The sequence below is a fragment of the Novosphingobium mississippiense genome, from assembly GCF_044029535.1.
Classification (GTDB): Bacteria; Pseudomonadota; Alphaproteobacteria; order Sphingomonadales; family Sphingomonadaceae; genus Novosphingobium.
On sequence record NZ_CP147001.1, the window covers coordinates 3,002,915 to 3,017,820 of the forward strand.

Consider the following 14,906-nt stretch of genomic DNA (forward strand, 5'->3'; position numbering starts at 1 on the left):
TCTGAAATCAGTTCACGCCGGTAAACCGACCATCAAGATCGAACCGGCAGTTGAAGAACTGCGTGCCCTTGCTGCCATCGCGGTGATCGTACCAGCCCTGCACGAGGTAGCCGTTACGCTGCTGGATCGGGGCATTTGCGGTAACTTCGCTCGGCCGCCGATCGAACCGGGCCGCGGCCTCGTTCCGGCAGATCCGCGAAAGTTCATCCGGGGCGACATAGCCGTGGTGAGAGCGATCGTTGTCGGAATAGCGACGATCGCCACTGTGGGCATTCTGCCGGCAATCGGGCGCGGTGGTCGGCGTGACCGAGGCATAGCGGCCGTTTTCAGTGGCGATGGAAACGCACTGATGGCGTTGCTCGCTCCACCAATAGCTATAGCTGCGATCATCGCTCTTCTGGCTGCCGACATTGCGGTATCCGCGCCGCTGAAGCTCCGCTTCGGATGGCCCGGCCCGTGCGCCGACCATATCCTCCAGCCCGGTCGGCTGCGCCTGCACTGTGGCGGGCAGCAGCGCGGCGGTGAGCATGGCGAGCAGAACGGGACGAGCGAAGATGCGCATCGAAATCACCTCTTTGGCGGCGCCACGGTCGCGGCGCCGCGCCCACTATCCGATCTGAGGGCGGCGCAGGCAAGTCCGCGATGCAAAGCGTTTTCCTACCTCATCCCACGCTGCCATGATCGCGCGCGAAGCGATCTTTGACATTGTGGGAACGATGGCGGCGCGGCAGCGGAAAAGGCGCCGCAAGCTGACACGCACCGGCGGAGAGTGTCACCTTGCACCGGCGCAAGGTGACACTTTCGACGCGCAAGGTGACGGTTTGCCCCGCAAGGTGACACTTTTCACGGCCCGGAGGGCGTTTTTCCCTCTGGACCGTGTCACCCGTGTCAACCGCGTTGGATTTAGGCGTCGCGCTTCTTCAGCAGGACGGTCCGCAAGGTCGACAGCGCAATCTCGCCGCGCTGGTTGGTCAGTTCATGCTTGAACACGACGATGCCCTGCGTGGGGCGCGACTTGCTCTCGCGCATTTCCATCACTTCGGAATGGCAGGTCAGCGTGTCGCCAATGAAGGTGGGCTTGGGCGTCACCACCTTGTCGAAGCCCAGGTTGGCGACGAGCGTGCCCACGGTGGTGTCCGCGATCGACAGGCCGACGGCAAGGCTGAAGGTGAAAGTGGAATTGACCAGGATCTGGCCGAATTCGCTCCGCTTGGCGAATTCCGCATCCAGATGAAGCGGCTGCATGTTGTGCGTCATGGCCGAGAACATCAGATTGTCGGTTTCGGTAACGGTGCGGCTGGGCTGGTGAGTGATCCGCTCGCCCACGGTCCATTCGTCGAAAAACTTGCCGGGCATCAGGCGGTCTCCTCGATCCGGGCCAGCAGGGATTCGACCTGCACTTGCGCTCCGGCAGCGGCATTGAGTTCGGCGACGATGCCATCGAACGGCGCGGTGAGCGTATGCTCCATCTTCATCGCTTCCAGGGTGAGCAGCTTCTGCCCCTTGGTGACGGTCTGCCCCGCGGAGACTTCGACGGCGATCACCTTGCCCGGCATCGGCGCCAGAATCGCGCCCGAGGCATCGGCTCCGCCATGCGACCCGTCGCGCCGCCAGGGGGTGAGCAGCCAGGCCTGCCCCTGCTCGGTGACGAGCACGGCATCATCGGGTTCGTCGCTGCCCTCTCCGGTCAGCGCGATCTCGACCTTCTCGCCATCCAGCGAGAACCAGGCCGACCGCGCGGGCGCGGCATTGAGGCGGAAACCGGGCAGCGCGCGCGCCGGCACCAGCGAATCGGCAGCGGCCTCCAGCACCTCGTCCGAAGGCACCGGCGCCTCGGCCATGGCCTCGCCATCGCGGCCGATCAGGCCGGTATCGACCTTGCCCGCCGCGAAATCGGGGTGCTGCAGAGCTTTGACGAGGAACGAGGCATTGGTGCGCACCGGCCAGACGGCGCTGTCCTCCAGCATCTCGCCCAGTCGCTCGCGCGCTTCTTCGCGGTCCTCGCCCCAGGCGATGACCTTGGCGATCATCGGGTCGTAGAACGGGGAGACTTCGGCGCCCTGATAGACGCCGGTATCGATGCGGCCGCCTTCGGCCTCGCCGAACTCCAGCAGTTCCAGCTTGCCGATGCTGGGCAGGAAGCCCTTGGCCGGATCCTCGGCATAGAGGCGGGCTTCCATCGCCCAGCCATCGATGGTGAGGTCCTCCTGGCTGAGCGGCAGCGGCTCACCACTGGCGACGCGAAGCTGCCATTCGACCAGATCGACGCCGGTGATCTCCTCGGTCACCGGATGCTCGACCTGCAGGCGGGTGTTCATCTCCATGAACCAGATGCGATCGGCGGAAAGCTTGCCCGAACCATCGGCGATGAATTCGATGGTACCGGCGCCGACATAGTCGACCGCCTGGGCGGCGCGCACCGCCGCCGCGCAGAGCGCCGCGCGGGTCGCTGCGTCCATGCCGGGTGCCGGGGCTTCCTCGATCACCTTCTGGTGGCGGCGCTGGAGCGAGCAGTCGCGCTCGAACAAGTGGACGACGTTGCCGTGGCTGTCACCGAAGACCTGCACTTCGATGTGGCGCGGGCTGGCAATGTACTTCTCGATCAGCACATGGTCGTTGCCGAACGAGGACGCTGCCTCACGCTTGCACGATGCCAGCGCGTCGACGAAATCCTCAGGCGCCTCGACCAGCCGCATGCCCTTGCCGCCGCCGCCGGCAACGGCCTTGATAAGCACCGGATAACCGATCTTGGCGGCCTCTTCAGCCAGGAAGGCGGGTTCCTGGTTCTCGCCCATGTAGCCGGGCGTCACCGGCACGCCGGCCTCGGCCATCAGCTTCTTGGCCGCATCCTTGAGGCCCATCGCGGTGATCGAGGACGGGTTGGGCCCGACCCAGACCAGCCCCGCATCCTTCACCGCCTGCGCAAACTCGGCGTTCTCGGAAAGGAAGCCATAGCCAGGATGGATCGCCTCCGCCCCGGTCTGCTTCGCAGCGGCAATGATCTTCTCGCCGACGAGGTAGCTCTCCCGCGCGGCGGAGGGGCCAATATGCACCGCCTCGTCCGCCTCGCGCACATGCAGCGCGTCGGCATCGGCGTCGGAATAGACGGCCACGGTACGGATGCCGAGTTCCCGCGCAGTGCGGATGACACGACAGGCGATCTCGCCACGGTTGGCGATCAGAAGCGACTGAATCATTGGGTGCTTTCCGGTGCGTGAAGCCCGGCACAAGCCGAAAGCGGCTCGACCGTGTAACTGAGATTGGCGACCATCCACTTCCCCTCGCGCCTGACGATGGTGAAGTTGTCGATGCCGCAATGGCTGTTCTTCCCGTCGATCGAGAAGACGTAGGGCGCCCAGACCTGGGCCAGATCGCCCCGCTGGAGCACGGTGGGCACGCCGATCTTCTCGGCATAGCGCCGGCCCGAAGTATCGTCCGGCTCACCCACCAGATCGGCGTTGGGGCGAACCCGCCAGCTTGGCTCCGTGCCCCTGAGATCGAGCACATACGTGGTGCCGTCCGCCGCGAACGTGCGCTGCATTTCGGCCTGCTTGCCACTGGCGATCGCCGCCAGCATCTCGTTGGCGGCGAACAGAATCGCCGTGCGATCGTCCCCCGCCACGGGCGGTGGGACCATCATGATCGGCAGCAGCATCGCGAGGCTCATGTCATGGCACTCCTATGCAGGCCATCCGCTCAGGGATGGCGTTCGGGAAACCCGTGGCGCGTGTGCAGCGCCGCAAGGACGCCCTCGATATCGTTGGCGAAACCACCTTCGGCAAAGGCCAGTGCGGGAAGGTTCTGGTTTTCCTCACCCAAGGCGGCAACCACCGCCGCGCGCGGACGCGGCCAACCGACACGCACCACCTCGATATTGCCGGCACGTTCCGGGAACAGCGCCAGCAGGCCCTCCACCGTCACGCAGTCCTTGCAGTAGAAGCGCCGCTCGCCGCCGAACGCGGGGTCTGCGTAGTCGAAATCGAGTACGAAAAGAGTATCCTTGGCCATCGCCATCACATCCTGAACACGCCGAACTGCGGCCTTTCGGGGATCGGTGCCTCAAGGCACGCCGCCAGCGCAAGGCCCAGCACGTCGCGGGTCTGCGCCGGGTCGATCACGCCATCGTCCCACAGGCGCGCCGTGGCGTAGTAGGGATTGCCCTCATCCTCGTACTTCTGGCGGATCGGCGCCTTGAACGCCTCCGCCTCCTCGGGCGACCACTTCGCGGCATCGCGGTGGACGGTCGCCAGCACCGAAGCCGCCTGCTCGCCGCCCATCACCGAGATGCGCGCATTGGGCCAGGTGAACAGGAAGCGCGGATCGTAAGCACGGCCGCACATGCCGTAGTTGCCCGCACCGAACGAGCCGCCGATCAGCACGGTGATCTTCGGCACCGTGGCAGTGGCGACGGCGGTGACGAGCTTGGCGCCATGCTTGGCGATGCCCTCCGCCTCGTACTTGCCGCCGACCATGAAGCCGGAGATGTTCTGGAGGAACAGCAATGGAATGCGGCGCTGGCAAGCGAGTTCGATGAAGTGCGCGCCCTTCTGCGCACTCTCCGAGAACAGCACGCCATTGTTGGCCAGGATCGCCACCGGCTGGCCATGGATATGGGCAAAGCCGCAGACGAGCGTGCTGCCGTAAAGCGCCTTGAATTCGTGGAATTCGCTGCCGTCGACGATCCGCGCGATCACCTCATGCACGTCATAGGGCGCACGCACGTCCTCGGGCACGATCGCGTAGAGTTCCTCGGGATCGTACTTGGGCGGACGCGGCGCGCGCAGCGGTTGGTCGTGGTGATGCAGCGGGCCAAGGTGGCTGACGATGTCGCGCACGATGGTCAGCGCGTGCTCGTCGTTGTCGGCCAGATGATCGGTCACGCCGGACTTGCGGCTATGGAGATCGCCACCGCCAAGGTCTTCGGCCGAAATCACCTCGCCCGTCGCCGCCTGCACCAGCGGCGGCCCGGCGAGGAAGATCGTGCCCTGCTCCTTCACGATCACCGATTCGTCGCTCATCGCCGGCACATAGGCACCGCCGGCAGTGCAGCTTCCCATGACGCAGGCGACCTGCGGGATGCCCCGCGCGGACATCTGCGCCTGATTGAAGAAGATGCGACCGAAGTGGTCGCGATCCGGGAAGACTTCCGCCTGGTGCGGCAGGTTGGCGCCGCCGCTATCGACCAGGTAGATGCACGGCAGGTTGTTTTCCTGGGCAATCTCCTGCGCGCGGACGTGCTTCTTCACGGTGATCGGGTAATAGGTGCCACCTTTCACGGTGGCATCGTTGCAGACGATCATGCACTGGCGGCCGGAAACGGTGCCGATGGCGGTAATCAGCCCCGCGCCGGGAATATCGTCCTCGTAAAGACCCTCGGCAGCAAGCTGTCCCAGTTCCAGCAGCGGCGAACCGGGATCGAGCAGCCTCTCCACACGCTCGCGCGGCAGCAGCTTGCCACGGGCGACATGGCGTTCGCGCGATTTCTCGTTCCCGCCGAGCGCCGCCTTCGCGACTTTCGCGTGCAGCTCGGCCACCAGCGCACGGTTGTGCCGGTCCCGCGCCTGCGCTTCGGGGCTGTCGAGATTCAGGCTGGTCTGGAGCACCGGTGCGCTCATGCTTCCTTCTCCGGATCGGGCCGCGACGGGCTCTTCCCACGTTCGAGTGATGTGTCCCGACTATGTAGCCAAGCCGAAACGCCAGCGGAAATTGAAAGTTGCCGCCCTTCGTAATAGATCGTGTCTATGATCGACCAATATCTGCTGCGCTATTTCCTCGCGGTGGCCGAAACCGGCAATTTCAGCCGGGCGGCGCGGGCAGTCAGCGTTACCCAGCCCACTCTTTCGGCCGGCATCGCCAAGCTGGAACGCGAACTGGGCGCACGCCTGTTCGACAGGGATCGCCAGCGCGTTGCCCTGACCCCGGCCGGAAGCCGCTTCCTTGTCCGCGCCCGCCGCATCGCCGCTGAGTACGAACATGCGCTGGTCGAACTGGCCGAACCTGCCGAACCGAGCCTGCTGCGCGTGGGCGTGTTGAACACGATCCCCACCCACCTGATCGGCCGCGCGCTGGCGCAGCATGGCACCGAAGCGCTGGGCGAGGCGCTGGAACTGCTGGACGGAAGCGAGCGCGACCTTGCCGAACGCCTTGAACGAGGGCGGATCGACGTGGCCCTTACCGTCGTTCGCCCCCACCACGCCCGTTACCAGCCCGAAGTGCTCGCCCGCGAGCGCTACATGATGGTGCTGCCGCCCGACCATCCGCTGGCCGGCGAGCGCGAGATTCCCGCCGAACAGCTTGCGCAGGACCGCATGGCGCTGCGCCGGCATTGCGAGGCCCTGCCCGAAATCAACCGCTTCTTCACCCAGCGCGGCGTGCGCCCGCGCTTCGTGCTCAAGACCACCAGCGATGAGCGGGTTCTGTCAGTGATTCGCAGCGGTGCCGGAGTCGGGATGATGCCGGAGGGGTTTGCCGACGGCTCCGTCCGGTTCGTGCCGGTGCGCGATTTCGAACTGACGCGCGAGGTGGGATTGCTGCATGCAGGGGGCCTGCGGCCGAGCGCATTTCTGGATATCTTGCGAAGGCAGTATCGGGAGAATTAACAGTTGCGCAGCAAGGCTCGCACATCCCCCAGGACTTCTACTTTCCCGCCTTCACCCTTCAGCCTTCAAACGCGGCATCGTCGCTTCCAGAAGCTTCAGGCTTTTCCAGCCCTCCTCCGGTGAAAGTCCGCCCAGCAAAGGCTGGAAGCCTACGTGGCCAACGCCGCCCATGCTGCGCACTTTCTCGACGAGCTGATCGGGCGTCCACGCCACGAACATGCCTGCCTGGCGCAATACCGCCGGATCGGTAAGGCCCTTGAACGGGGAACTCGTACCGTCGCCTTCCTGCTCGGCCCACTTGGCATATTCGGTGATGACGTGGACCGCGTGCGGCGCGATCGCCTCCCAACCGGCATCCGGGTTCTCGCAAAGATGGATCGCCAGCGGCATCCCCGGCGTCGGGCGGAAATAGGTGCGCGGCGCGTGGCCCAACCGTTCGCATTCGGCAAGGTAGAGATCGATAAGCTCCGGCTTCATCGGCCCGAAGCCCACGCCGAACTTCGCCGCGCGCTTGGCCGATGCGGGCACGCCGCCACCGACCATGACGATATCCTCCGGCGCCTGAACCGGCAGCGGGCGGACGTAGATCGGGCGGCCGTCGAACTCGAACTTCTCGCCCCGCAGCGCCCGCAGGATCACCTCCAGCCCTTCGTCCATCAGCCGCGCTCGGTCCTTCAGGGACTTGCGGAACATGGCAAACTCGAACGGTACATAGCCGGCACCGAAGATGACATTGAGCCGCCCGTTGGACATCTGATCGACCACCGCGATCTGCTCGGCCAGTTCGACCGGATCGTGCAGCGGCAAGACCACCGCGCCCAGCATGAAACGGATGCGGCTGGTCACCGCCGCCATGCCGCCCGCCAGCGTGAAGGGCTGCGGCAGGTAACCATCGTCGGAGCCGTGATGCTGCATCAGCCCGATCTGATCCGCGCCGATCTTGTCGACGAAGGCGGCCATCTCGATCGCTGCGCGGTAGAGTTCGTGCGTGGGCGCGGCCCAATCGGGCGAGCGCATGTCGAACGAGACGTTGATGCGGATGTTCTTCATGGCCTCTCTCCCCTCCGGCGCTGAGGGGCCGGTGGTGCGGCAATCGCCGGCCTGCGGCAAATCTGGCGAGGGAGATACCGCCCCGGCGGTCAGGCCGGGACCAGTTCCACCACCACCGCGCGCGGTTCGAAATGCGGCAGGAGTTCGGCAACGCGGGCGCGGTAGGCGGCGACTCCGGCTTCCTTCACCGGGCCGTAGCCGGCGATCAACGCAGGGGTGGCGGCGAGTTCGATGGCGGTTTCCATCGTTTCGGGTCCTACCTTCCCGGCCACTTCTCGCACAAGGTCGCGATACTCGCCGATCAGCGCGCGTTCCATGCGCCGTTCGGCGGTGTGGCCGAACGGATCGAGCCATGTCCCCCGCAGCCCCTTGGCCTTGGCCAGCACACCGAACACCGGAAGGATCCAGCCCCCAAAGGCGATCTTGCGCGGGCGGCCGGTCTTGCGGTCCTTGCGGAAGGCCAGCAGCGGCGGGGCGAGGTGAAGCTTGAGGCGGGGCTTGCCGTCGAAGGTATCCGCCAGCCCTTCGCGAAAAGCCGGCGCGCTGTAGAGCCGGGCGACTTCGTATTCGTCCTTGTAAGCCATGAGCCGGCCGAGCTGGCGCGCGATCTCGCGCAGCAAAGCCTCGCTCTCCCCCACCCCGCGCGATGCCAGCACGGCGGCAATCTCATCCAGAAACGCGCGGTAGTCCGCGGCATAGGCCGCGTTCTGCCAGTCGGTCAGCAGGCGCGCACAAGTCTCCACGATCGCCGCCAGATCGCGCGGCGCTTCGGGCGCGGAGGGTGCAGCATCGGCAAGCGCAAACAGGTCCTCGCCGCCCGCCGCCGCCAGCCGCCCCAGCGACAGCGCCGCAAGGTTCGCGCGCACCGCCACGCCGTTCAGCCGCACCGCCTCTTCCACCGAAGCGAGCCGCACCGGCAGCAGCCCCTTTTGCGCGGCAAAGCCCAGCATCATCAGGTTGGTGAAGATCGAATCCCCCAGCAGCCGCGTCGCCAGCGAACCCGCGCGCAGCGACGCGATCATCGCCGGATCGACGCGCTTGCCAATGGCCTTGAGGAAGCGACTGGCAGTAAGATCAAGGTTGCGGTTGCGCTGGAATTCGCCGGTGGGCACCACGTCCTCGTTCGCCAGCACACGCGTATCGGCCCGCGCCAGCGCCATGACTTCGGGCGAGGACGCCACGACCAGATCGCAGGCGATCACCAGATCCGCCATGCCCGCACCCAGCCGCGCGGAGGGGATCGCGGCGGCGTCGGCGCCGATGCGGATATGGCTGGCCACCGCGCCGCCCTTCTGCGCCATGCCGGTCTGGTCCAGCACTTTGGCGGCCTTGCCTTCCAACTGCGCCGCCATCGCCAGCACCGCGCCGACCGTCAGTACGCCGGTCCCGCCGATGCCCGCCACCAGCATGGCCGTAGCGCCGCCGGACAAGTCCGCCACCGCCGGTTCGGGCAGCGCCGCAAGCATCCGCGCAAGCGCCGCATCGTCCATGCTGCGCTTCCGCAGCGTGCCGCCGGAAACTTCGACAAAGCTGGGGCAGAAGCCCTTGATGCAGGAAAAATCCTTGTTGCAGCTCGACTGGTCGATCGCGCGCTTGCGGCCGAATTCGGTCTCGATCGGCACCACCGACAGGCAGTTCGACTGTACCGAGCAATCGCCGCAGCCCTCGCAGACCGCCGGGTTGATCCAGAGCCGCCGGTCGGGATCGGGATAAGCGCCTTTCTTGCGCCGGCGACGCTTCTCGTTGGCGCAAGTCTGTTCGTAGACGATCGCGCTAGTGCCGGGCTGTTCGCGCAATTCGCGCTGCACTGCATCCAGTTCGTCCCGGTGCAGCACACGGGTTCCGGCGGGAAGGTCCGAGGCCGAGAAACGCGACGGGTCCTCGCTCACCAGCACCACCGGATGCACGCCTTCCACCACCAGTTCGCACACGATCTGTTCGGGGCTGAGCGCACCCTCTGCCGGCTGCCCTCCGGTCATGGCGACGGCATCGTTGTAGAGAATCTTGAACGTCACCCGGCTTTTCGCCGCCACCGCCGCGCGGATCGTCAGCAGGCCGGAGTGGGTGTAGGTGCCATCCCCCAGATTCTGGAACATATGCGGCGTATCGACGAAGTGCTGCGCGCCGATCCATGGCATGCCCTCCTGCCCCATCGACACCGTCTGCATCGTGTTGCGTTCCGGCATGTAGTGCGCAAGGCCGTGGCACCCGGTCGCGCCCATCGCCGCCGAGCCTTCGGGCACCACGGTGGAGGTGTTATGCGGGCAGCCCGAGCAGAAATAGGCCGGGCGGATCGCGGTGCGTTCCAGCGCGGCAGCGGAGTCCTCCCGCGCGCGCAGCATGGCATCGCGCGCGGCAAGATCATCGCGCAACATGCCTAACGCGGCCATGCGCGCGATCAGCGCACGGCGCACCGCCGCCGCATCGAGCACGCCGACCTCCGACAGCAGCGGCGCACCATCCGGCGCGGTCTTGCCGGACAGCGCCGGGGCATCGGCGCGGCCGTAGAACAGGCGGGCGATCTGGTCCTCCATGACCCGTCGCTTTTCCTCCACCACCAGAACTTCGGCGCTGCCGCCGCAAGCCTGCCGCACGAACGCCGCATCGAGCGGCCAGACAAGCCCCAGCTTCACCACCTTCAGCCCGAGCGCCGCGCATTGCGCTGCGTCCAGCCCAAGGTCGGCTAGCGCCTGGCAGAGATCGAGCCAGGCCTTGCCCGCGCTCACCACCGTCAGTCGGGGCGTGAATGCATCATGGCTCACCCGGTCGATGCGGTTGAGGCCGGTGAACAGCGACACGATCGGCAGGCGCCGCTCGATCACCATCCGCTCCTGCTCCAGCGCCGACATCGCGATGCGCAAGTTGGGTGACGGGCCTTGCGGAATCTCCGGCATGGCAATCGGGAAGGCGTGCCCCGGCAGCGTAACCGTGGTGGTCAAGTCCAGCGTATCGGTCACCGCCTTCATCGCCACGTAGAGCCCGCTGCAGCGCGACAGTGCCCAGCCGTACTGGCCGAACGCAAGGATTTCGTCGGTCGTCGCCGGGTAGAGCACCGGCACCATCGCAGTCATCAGCACGTGTTCGGACTGGTGCGCGGTGAGCGAGGACTTGGCCGCGTGATCGTCCCCACAGAGCAGCAGCGCGCCGCCTTTCGGGTGCGTGCCTTCGAAGTTGGCGGCCTTGATCGCCTCCCCCGCGCGCTCGACGCCGACGCCCTTGGCGTACCAGAGCGCGAAGACGCCATCGACACTGGGCTTGCCGTACCAGTCGAGCTGCTGGGTGCCGCGCACTGAAGTGGCGGCCAGTTCCTCGTTGAGGCCGGGCTCGAAGCGCACGTGGTGTTCGGTGAGCAGCTTTTCGCTCGCCCACAGTTGCGCATCGAGCGTGGTGATCGGGGAGCCGCGGTAGCCGGTGACATAGCCCGCCGTGTTCAACCCCGCCGCCCGATCCCGCCGCGACTGGTCGAGCAGCAGGCGCACCACGCCCTGCAATGCCGAGAGCATGACCTGCCCTTCGCTTTGCCTGTACTTGTCTTCCAGCGTGACGACCGTCTTGGTCACTCGGATCCCCGGTTTTCCTGTCCTTCCAGCGGCCTTTCAGATGGCGCGCGGGCGCGCAAGCGGGGAGCGCGGGGTGCGCCGTGGGGGTCAATTGGGGGTGCGGTTGGGGTTGGGAGCGGGCTCTGCCACCCCGCGAAATTGCTTCCGTCGAGGGCTAACTTCACACGACAGAACTTCGTCGCCCCCGCGGAGGCGGGGGCCCCGCTGCCTTTGCGTCACGACTCAAGAACAAGCGGAATCCCCGCCTTCGCGGGGATGACGGGGTGCCTGACAGGTTTTCGGTCGGGCCGGCTGGCGCAATTCCTCGACCAGCCTTGGCACGTCGGCCAGTGCGCGCAGGGCATCGTTGAGGTGGGTGCAGCCCTCCGGCCCGCGCAGCATTTCCAGCACATCCTCACGCACCTGGCCAAGATTGCGGCCGACAAGGCGTGCAACATTGTGGACCGCGCCGGGGCATTCGCGGAACGGCAGGATGCGCGCCTCCGGAGTGAGGCTCAGCACTTCCAGCGTCTCGGCATCGACCGTCGCAGCCAGATTGTATTCGTGGATCGCGACCCTGCCGCCCTCGCGCAGTTTGGCGCTGTCCTGAAAGGCGGAAGCGATCCGGATCAGGCCGCCGTCGCGAGTCACGTCGATACGGCGCGCGCGGCGAAAGCCGGGGCCTTCGTGTTCCAGGAACTGGTGCCAGCCCCCGGGATCGGCGGCGTTGCGCAACTCGCCCGCATCGGCATCGGCCACTTTGTCGAGCGGGGCATCGCCGGAAACGCCGCTGTTGCCCTCCTGCAAACCCCAGCAGACGTTGGCGCGCTGGGCGAGCGCGGAGGCGCCATCCGCCGCCCCCAGCCGCTGGCGCAGCAGTTCCATCCGCTCCGGGAACCACTGTCCCCAGGCGAAGGCGGAGACGAGCGCAGTGCCGGAAAGGTCGTCGAGCACGAGGTAGAGCGGGTCTGCGCGCGCGATCAGTTCGGGCATGATCTCGCGCAGCGCCATCCGCAAATGGCCACCCGCCCGCGCGCCGACGAGTTCTGCGATCGTCGCCGGGGCCGGATCGGCGGCGATCTCGGTGATCGTCTTGTCCTCGGTCATCCGCAGGCGGAATTCACCCTCGGCCAAAGTACGTCCATGGCCGTTCGCGCCGGTCAGGTAATCGCGCGCGCGGCCGACGAACAGGCGCTGGCCTTCGGGGCCATCGGGCCAGGCCACATCGATGCTGGACGTGCGGCGCAGCGAATTCACCGGGCGCGGCGGGGCGGGATTGGCCGTCTGGCGGGGCGGCGGCGGGTAGGACGCGGAAGGAATCTGCGTGGTCATGGCGGCATCCTGCGATTTTTGTTCTCGCCGGTCAGCCTGACACCTTCACCAGCAGCTTGCCTAGATGGTTGTTGCCAGAAAACACCCCGGCGAAGGCTTCGGGGGCGGATTCCAACCCTTCGACCACCGATTCGGGGCAGCGGATGCGCCCCTCGGCAATCCAGCCGGCGATGTCGTCCAACGCCTGCTGCCCACCGACGAGGAAACCGCCGAAGCCCTTGATCTCCAATCCTTTGGACATGATCGCGCGGAAGAAACCGGGCAGCTTGTCAGGCCCCGGCCCCTCCATGCCCATGCCGTAATAGGCGATGAACCCGCATACCGGCATGCGCGCACCGCGCTTCATGTGGGGCAGGACGGCCAGCATCACGTCGCCACCGACATTGTCGATGAACACGTCCGCGCCTTCGGGCAGGGCCTTGGCGAGTTGTTCGGCAAAGTCCGGCGCCTTGTAGTCGGCGGCAGCATCGAAGCCGAGGTCGCGCAAGCCCCGGCACTTGTCCGGCCCGCCGGCGATGCCCACCACCCGGGCGCCGCGAATCTTCGCGATCTGCCCGGCAAGGCTGCCCACCGCGCCCGCCGCTGCAGAGATCACCACCGTCTCGCCCGCCGCCACGCGGCCGATGCCGATCACGCAGGCGTGGGCGGTCTGCCCCGGCATTCCCAGCGCACCGAGCGCGGTGGAGACTGGCGCCCTTGCGGGATCGAGCTTTCGCGGCGGACCGCGCCAGTCGGCCTTGTCCGGCGCGACCACGGCATATTCGCGCCAGCCGGTGCGGTCCTCCACCACATCGCCCACCGCGTAACCGGGGTGGTTGGACTGGACGACCGTACTGACGGTCGGCCCGTACATCACCTCGCCCGGATGGACCTGGGTGACGCCGGAAAGCCGCTTTTCGTCGATGGCGAAGCGGATCAGCGGGTCGAGCCCGAGCCAGAGCGTTTTCAGCAGCACCTCGCCCTCGCCCGGCTGCGGGATCGGTGCATCTTCCACGCGGAAGTCCGATGGTTCCGGATTGCCGCTGGCGTAGCAGGCCAGCACGACCTGTTTCATCATGTCGCTCACCGCAGCGAGACCGTCACCGCCGACATGCCGCGATGATCGAGGCCCCGGTATTCCGGTTTGGGCTTGCCGGGGTCGAGCGTCATGTTCGGGAAGCGATCGAGCAAGCCGTTGATCGCCACCACCATCTCCTGTCGGGCGACATCCATGCCCAGGCAGCGGTGCGGGCCGAAGCCGAAGCCCATGTGATGCTCCTTGCGGCGGAAGATGTCGTATTCCTCCGGCTTGTCGAACACGGCAGGATCGTGGTTGGCGGCACCGAGGCACAAGTGGATGCGGGTGCCGGCGGGGACTTTCACGCCTTCCATCTCGGTATCCTCCATGCAGAGGCGTATGAACACCGGATCCGTCGCGCGCCAGCGCAGGCCCTCTTCCACGGCGAGGTCGATCAGGCTGCGGTCGTCGCGGCAGGCTTCCCAGAAGTGGCGGTGGTTCATCAGCGCATCGATGGTGATGCCCAGCTGCCGCCAGGTGGTGCCGCCCCCCGCGAAGATCGCCAGCTTGCAGTAGCCGAACAGTTCGTCCTCGGTCAGCGGGCGCTTGGTGCCGTCCTCGTGCGTGATCTCGCAGCCGATCAGCCCGGCGATCAGGTTGTCGCCCGGCTCGCGCTGGTTTTCCGCGATCAGGCGGCGCAGCGTGCCATCGACCCAGCCGCGGGCTTCGGCGGCTTCCTCGGGCGAGAGGTAGCGCGCGCCGAACGTTGCGCGGTTGAGCTGGTAGCGGAACTCGATCACGTCCTCGCCCTCCAGCCCGATGGCACGGGTTACCGTGGCCATCGGCAGGCGGGCGCAGAGGTCGCCGTTGAGATCGGAGGTCTCGCGATCGAGCAACTGGTCGAGCAGGACGTCCACCGTCTCCTCGATCCAGCGCTTGTTCCACCAGTCCAGCACCTTGGGCCGCTTGAACAGCGGCTGCGCGGCAGAGCGCAGGCGCTTGTGCGGCTTGCCCACCATCGACAGGATCGTGGTGCCCAGCGTCCGCACGCCGGCGCTCTCGTTATACCCTTCCGAAGAATAGAGCTGGTTTTCGCGAAAGCCGATCTCGCAGGCGCGATAGGAGAAGAACGTCATGTTCTCTCGCGGCGCGCCCAGCATCGAGACCATTTCCGGCACGCCCAGCAGTTCGCGCAAGGTGCCCTTGTGCACCGCGCCCGTCTCCCGCAGGCGGTTCATGTCCTCGGTATAGTCGCGGCTGGGGTCGACGCCGGAATTGGCGTCCACTTTGTCGACATCGAACATCTCGGCATAGCGCGGATTATCCGAAAGCAGCGATGCCAGCGCGTTCGAGCGGGAATCGCTTCCGGAATAGGGACAGGTCGCCATG

The 14,906-nt window shown here is 66.6% G+C and carries 12 protein-coding genes; 1 reads left to right on the forward strand and 11 read right to left on the reverse strand.

The annotated features are described in order from the left end of the window. Nucleotides 1-7: 7 nt before the first annotated feature. The 6 genes from WBP06_RS14270 to WBP06_RS14295 all read right to left on the reverse strand — a co-directional run bounded on the left by WBP06_RS14270 (nucleotide 8) and on the right by WBP06_RS14295 (nucleotide 5,615). Nucleotides 8-562 (reverse strand): hypothetical protein, encoded by a 555-nt coding sequence (locus WBP06_RS14270; RefSeq protein ID WP_395329030.1) that lies wholly within the window; start codon nucleotides 560-562, stop codon nucleotides 8-10. A 341-nt stretch (nucleotides 563-903) separates the two neighbouring features. Continuing rightward, nucleotides 904-1,356, reverse strand: a complete 453-nt coding sequence (locus tag WBP06_RS14275; protein ID WP_395329032.1) for a MaoC family dehydratase — start codon at nucleotides 1,354-1,356, stop codon at nucleotides 904-906. Further along, on the reverse strand, nucleotides 1,356-3,197 hold the full coding sequence (locus WBP06_RS14280; protein WP_395329035.1) for an acetyl/propionyl/methylcrotonyl-CoA carboxylase subunit alpha: 1,842 nt from the start codon (nucleotides 3,195-3,197) through the stop codon (nucleotides 1,356-1,358). The genes WBP06_RS14275 and WBP06_RS14280 overlap by 1 nt, the downstream gene beginning before the upstream one ends. Next, nucleotides 3,194-3,667 (reverse strand): hypothetical protein, encoded by a 474-nt coding sequence (locus tag WBP06_RS14285; RefSeq protein WP_395329038.1) that lies wholly within the window; start codon nucleotides 3,665-3,667, stop codon nucleotides 3,194-3,196. Before WBP06_RS14285 ends, WBP06_RS14280 begins: the two co-directional genes overlap by 4 nt. A gap of 29 nt (nucleotides 3,668-3,696) precedes the next feature. Continuing rightward, nucleotides 3,697-4,008, reverse strand: coding sequence for a DUF3088 family protein (locus tag WBP06_RS14290; protein ID WP_395329041.1), 312 nt, complete (start codon nucleotides 4,006-4,008; stop codon nucleotides 3,697-3,699). Between the two features lie 5 nt (nucleotides 4,009-4,013). Then, nucleotides 4,014-5,615 (reverse strand): carboxyl transferase domain-containing protein, encoded by a 1,602-nt coding sequence (locus WBP06_RS14295; protein ID WP_395329044.1) that lies wholly within the window; start codon nucleotides 5,613-5,615, stop codon nucleotides 4,014-4,016. 126 nt (nucleotides 5,616-5,741) lie between these two features. On the opposite strand from WBP06_RS14295, the gene WBP06_RS14300 reads away from it, so the two are divergent. Beyond that, entirely contained in the window at nucleotides 5,742-6,599 is an 858-nt protein-coding gene (locus tag WBP06_RS14300; protein ID WP_395329048.1) for a LysR family transcriptional regulator, read from the forward strand. Nucleotides 6,600-6,650: 51 nt separating this feature from the next. On the opposite strand, the gene WBP06_RS14305 is transcribed toward WBP06_RS14300, so the two are convergent. From WBP06_RS14305 to WBP06_RS14325, 5 genes are all read right to left on the reverse strand, one after another. Further along, complete coding sequence (locus WBP06_RS14305) at nucleotides 6,651-7,649, reverse strand: LLM class flavin-dependent oxidoreductase (protein ID WP_395329050.1); 999 nt, start codon at nucleotides 7,647-7,649, stop codon at nucleotides 6,651-6,653. A gap of 89 nt (nucleotides 7,650-7,738) precedes the next feature. Next, nucleotides 7,739-11,209: an indolepyruvate ferredoxin oxidoreductase family protein gene (locus tag WBP06_RS14310; protein WP_395329053.1), complete on the reverse strand. Its 3,471-nt coding sequence runs from the start codon at nucleotides 11,207-11,209 to the stop codon at nucleotides 7,739-7,741. 222 nt (nucleotides 11,210-11,431) lie between these two features. Next, complete coding sequence (locus WBP06_RS14315) at nucleotides 11,432-12,520, reverse strand: DUF2889 domain-containing protein (protein WP_395329056.1); 1,089 nt, start codon at nucleotides 12,518-12,520, stop codon at nucleotides 11,432-11,434. A 31-nt stretch (nucleotides 12,521-12,551) separates the two neighbouring features. Beyond that, nucleotides 12,552-13,577, reverse strand: coding sequence for an NADP-dependent oxidoreductase (locus WBP06_RS14320; RefSeq protein WP_395329059.1), 1,026 nt, complete (start codon nucleotides 13,575-13,577; stop codon nucleotides 12,552-12,554). A 5-nt stretch (nucleotides 13,578-13,582) separates the two neighbouring features. Then, the gene (locus WBP06_RS14325; protein WP_395329062.1) at nucleotides 13,583-14,905 is read right to left on the reverse strand and encodes a cytochrome P450; all 1,323 of its coding nucleotides are present in this window, start codon (nucleotides 14,903-14,905) and stop codon (nucleotides 13,583-13,585) included. Between the last annotated feature and the right edge of the window lies 1 nt (nucleotide 14,906).